The organism is Microbispora bryophytorum (assembly GCF_006874465.1).
Classification (GTDB): Bacteria; Actinomycetota; Actinomycetes; order Streptosporangiales; family Streptosporangiaceae; genus Microbispora; species Microbispora bryophytorum.
Window position 1 is genome coordinate 1799 of sequence record NZ_VIRL01000050.1, and the last position, 1429, is coordinate 3227.

The following is a 1429-nucleotide window of genomic DNA, read 5'->3' on the forward strand; positions in this document are numbered from 1 at the left end:
GTACGCGGACGACGTATCGGGTGGCGAAGTTCAAGCGGTCGAACCAGGGCACCTGTTTCAACCAGAAGCCGATCGTGGCCGAGGGGGATCGGGTCGAGCGGGGTCAGGTCGTCGCCGACGGTCCGTGCACGGACAACGGTGAGATGGCGCTGGGCAAGAACCTGCTGGTGGCGTTCATGCCGTGGGAGGGTCACAACTACGAGGACGCGATCATCCTGTCCCAGCGTCTGGTGCAGGACGACGTGCTGTCGTCGATTCACATCGAGGAGCACGAGGTCGACGCCCGCGACACCAAGCTGGGCCCCGAGGAGATCACCCGGGACATCCCGAACGCCTCCGAGGACGCGCTGGCCGACCTGGACGAGCGGGGCATCATCCGGATCGGCGCCGAGGTTGTCACGGGCGACATCCTGGTGGGCAAGGTCACTCCCAAGGGCGAGACGGAGCTGACGCCCGAGGAGCGGCTGCTGCGTGCGATCTTCGGTGAGAAGGCGCGTGAGGTTCGTGACACCTCGCTGAAGGTGCCGCACGGTGAGTCCGGCAAGGTCATCGGGGTGCGGGTGTTCAGCCGTGAGGAGGGCGACGAGCTTCCTCCGGGTGTCAACGAGCTGGTCCGGGTGTATGTGGCGCAGAAGCGCAAGATCACCGATGGGGACAAGCTGGCCGGTCGTCACGGCAACAAGGGCGTCATCTCCAAGATCCTGCCGGTGGAGGACATGCCGTTCCTTGAGGACGGCACGCCGGTCGACATCGTCCTCAACCCGCTGGGCGTGCCCGGCCGGATGAACGTCGGTCAGGTGCTGGAGACCCATCTCGGGTGGATCGCCGCACGTGGCTGGGACGTCTCCGGTGTCGAGGAGGCCTGGGCCGAGCGCCTGCGCGACAAGGACCTGGACCGGGTCGAGCCCTGGACAAAGGTCGCCACGCCGGTGTTCGACGGCGCCAATGAGGAGGAGATCGTCGGCCTGCTCGACAGCACCCTGCTCAACCGGGACGGCTCCCGCATGGTGGGGGAGAACGGCAAGGCGCGGCTGTTCGACGGCCGCTCCGGCGAGCCGTTCCCGCACCCGATCTCGGTGGGCTACATCTACATCCTGAAGCTGCTGCACCTGGTCGACGACAAGATCCACGCTCGCTCGACCGGCCCGTACTCGATGATCACCCAGCAGCCGCTGGGTGGTAAGGCGCAGTTCGGCGGCCAGCGTTTCGGCGAGATGGAGGTGTGGGCGCTGGAGGCCTACGGCGCGGCATACGCGCTGCAGGAGCTGCTGACGATCAAGTCCGACGACGTACTGGGCCGAGTGAAGGTCTACGAGGCCATCGTCAAGGGCGAGAACATCCCCGAGGCGGGCATTCCCGAGTCCTTCAAGGTCCTCATCAAGGAGATGCAGTCGCTCTGTCTCAACGTCGAGGTCCTCTCCAGCGACGG

The 1429-nt window shown here is 66.2% G+C and carries 1 protein-coding gene; it reads left to right on the top strand.

Translation table 11 applies throughout. The annotated features are described in order from the left end of the window. Positions 1-1429 (top strand): DNA-directed RNA polymerase subunit beta (locus FLX07_RS35695; protein WP_482808821.1); only part of this gene is annotated, 1429 nt, incomplete at both ends.